The sequence below is a fragment of the bacterium genome, from assembly GCA_036524115.1.
GTDB lineage: Bacteria > JAUVQV01 > JAUVQV01 > JAUVQV01 > DATDCY01 > DATDCY01.
The window spans coordinates 1-2681 of record DATDCY010000008.1; the positions used below are offsets into that span (position 1 = coordinate 1).

The 2681-nt window shown below is 72.3% G+C and carries 2 protein-coding genes; both read right to left on the bottom strand.

Annotation, left to right across the window (positions count from 1 at the left end):
- The coding region (locus VI078_00340; GenBank protein ID HEY5997735.1) for a discoidin domain-containing protein at nt 1-2303 on the bottom strand (2303 nt) is incomplete at its 3' end.
- A partial coding sequence (locus VI078_00345; protein ID HEY5997736.1) for a CotH kinase family protein occupies nt 2300-2681 on the bottom strand: 382 nt, incomplete at its 5' end. The genes VI078_00340 and VI078_00345, both read right to left, overlap by 4 nt.

Sequence of the window (2681 nt, forward strand, 5' to 3'; positions counted from 1 at the left end):
TCCACGCGCGTGGGCGCCGTCTGGAGCACCGTGTGGTAGCGCAGCGGCGTCTCGATGAAGGCGACGCCGCGCGTGCGCAACAGCCGCTCGGCCCGCCCCAGGTACGGCCGGGGCACGATCAGCAGCTGCGCGCGGGAGAAGTCCACGGGGACCGGCGCGGGCAGATTGGGGTTGGGGAGGCCGTTGTTGTCGACGCTCTCGTTGGAGATGAAGTCGGTCGCGAAGCCCTCCCTGCGGAAGAAGTCCACGAACCAGTGGTCGCCGGTGACGACGTTGTCCCTCCCCTTCTCCCACACCGTCCGCACGATGTCGCCGATCTCCGCCTTCCACGCGTCCGGCTCGATGAGCGGGCCGTCGGCGAGCAGCAGCACCTCGCGGATGGCCGGGGCGCCGCGGCCGGCGGCGGCGGTGAACCGCAGGCGGCAGAACCGCGCCTCCCCGACCCAGGGGAGGACGATCTCCAGCCGCGGCTTCACCGCCTTGAGGAACGGGTGCGCCACCGACCAGAACATCGGCACCGACTTGGCCGGCCGGCCCGCGGCCCGCCAGGCCTGCCCGTCGTCCGAGACCTCGACCTGCACCTCCCAGGCGGCCCGCGCGATGTCCTTCGGGAAGAGCACCACCTCGCGCAGGCGCTCCGGTCGCTCGAACGCGAACTCCAGGCTCGACTCCGGCCCGGCCGCGGGGTCGGCGTTCCAGGACGTGTCGTAGTTGGCGTCGAGGACGGCGGCCGGCCCCGCCTGCGCCGGGCCGGCGGGACGCGCGGCGATGACCGCCGTCTCGCGGAGCTTCTTGCGGAAGTCGCTGAAGAAGGGCCACTTCTGGACCGGCTCCTCCTTCCAGGCGACGCCCGCCGTGCGCAGCGCCGCGGGGTCGGCGCCGATCCAGAAGATTTCCCGCGCGGCGTCGGCGGCGAGCGCGCCCTGCACGTAGCGCTCCGCGCTCGGGTCGGAGAAGGTCGCGAGCCCGAACCCCTCCAGGTTGAGCAGGAAGTTCTGGTACTTGGCGCTGTCGCCCTTGAAGCCGCGCCCCAGGTACCCCGCCTCGAGGCGGTGCGCACGGGCGGCCTGCACGAACGGGTTCGCCTCGTTCGGGTAGCGCACGACCTGCGAGAGGCCGCGCTCGCGGACGGTCGTCGTGAAGGTCCTCGTGAAGTGCGCGTTCGCCGCGAGGTTGTTGAGGACGAGCAGGCACAGCGGCGCCAGCGCCAGCGCCTTCCCGCGGGAGGACAGGCGGGACTGCAGGATGAGCCCGGGGACGAGGAACGCCACGGCGTAGAGCGGCCCGACGTACGAGAGCGGCGTGCTCGTCTCGAAGCGGCTCCCGTAGCTGGAGAAGGATGTGACCGCCAGGTGCAGGGCGAAGTAACCGAACACCAGCGCCTGGCCAAGCACGTCCTCGCCGCGCCGCCAGCGGCGCCACGTCTCGATCAGCGCCCACGCATAGAGCGCGGCGAGCCAGACGAGCAGGGCGATCAGCAGCGCACGCGGGAGCTGGCCGGTCACGCGCGCGAGATCGACGCCCCAGAAGCGGGGCCACGCGTTCGTCACGAACGCCTTCAGGACCTGGCCGAGCCGCCGGGTGTTGTCGGCGTTCACCTGGCCGCCGAGGACCGCGCGGTTGGTGAGGTTGTACCAGATGACCGGCCAGAAGCCGACGACCCAGCCGGCGAGCCAGGGGGCGAGCGCGCGGGTGAAGAACGTCCGCCGCAGCCGCCAGAGCAGCAGGAGCATCGAGATCGCGATCGCCGGGCCGATCGCCATGTTCGTCCAGAACGAGAAGCCGGCGAGCAGGCCCAGGCCCAAGGCGGCCAGCGCGAGCGGGCGGCCCTCGTCGTGGCGGCGCACGAGCGCCAGCGTCGCGAGGAAGACCGCGGGGACGAGCGCGAAGGTGATCGTGTAGTGCGCCCGCGGCTGGCCGGAGAGGTTCATCAGGTAGTCGACGGGGACGGCGAACAGCGCCGCGGCCACGAGGGCGTTGTCGACGCCGAAGAGCCGGCGCGCCAGCAGGACGGTCCCCACGAGGAACAGCGCGCTCACGAGCCAGGAGAAGGCGCCGAGCGTGAGCGTGGAGGCGCCGAAGAGCTTGAACATGCCGGCGATGATGTAGGCCCCCGCCGGCCCCATCCAGGCCTGCCCCGAGTAGAAGATCGGCCGCTCGCCATGCAGGATGTGCATCGCCTGCAACGCCGACGAGGCGGGCGCGAAGCGCTCGAGCTGCAGCGGGTAGGCGGCGAAGAGGCGGTACCCGAGGCCCAGCGCGAGCAGCAGGAGCAGCAGGCGGTTCTTCGCGCGCGGCGTCATTGCGCCTTCCGGCCCGCAGCCGCGTCGGCGGCGGCCGCCTCCTCGAACGTGCGGTCGAGCAGGGCCAGCCGCGTTCGCAGGTACTTCTTCAGGGTGTCCACGTCCCGCTGCCACGTCCACCCCTCGGCCAGCGGCCAGCGCCGGTAGTTGCGGCCCACCGCCTCGACAAGCTCCGTCTCCAGACCGCCGATGCGCTGCATCAGCTCCTGCTCGGAGAGCCGGTCCCGCCGCAGCGCCCGCCAGCGTTCGAGGACCCGGCGGCTGTAGCCCGGCAGGTCGGCGTGCAGGCGGTGGATGAGCGCGTTCGACGCCAGCTCCGTGCCGTAGAAGGACATGTCGGCGTCCCACGGGACGATGAAGAACCGCGCGCCGGGGCCG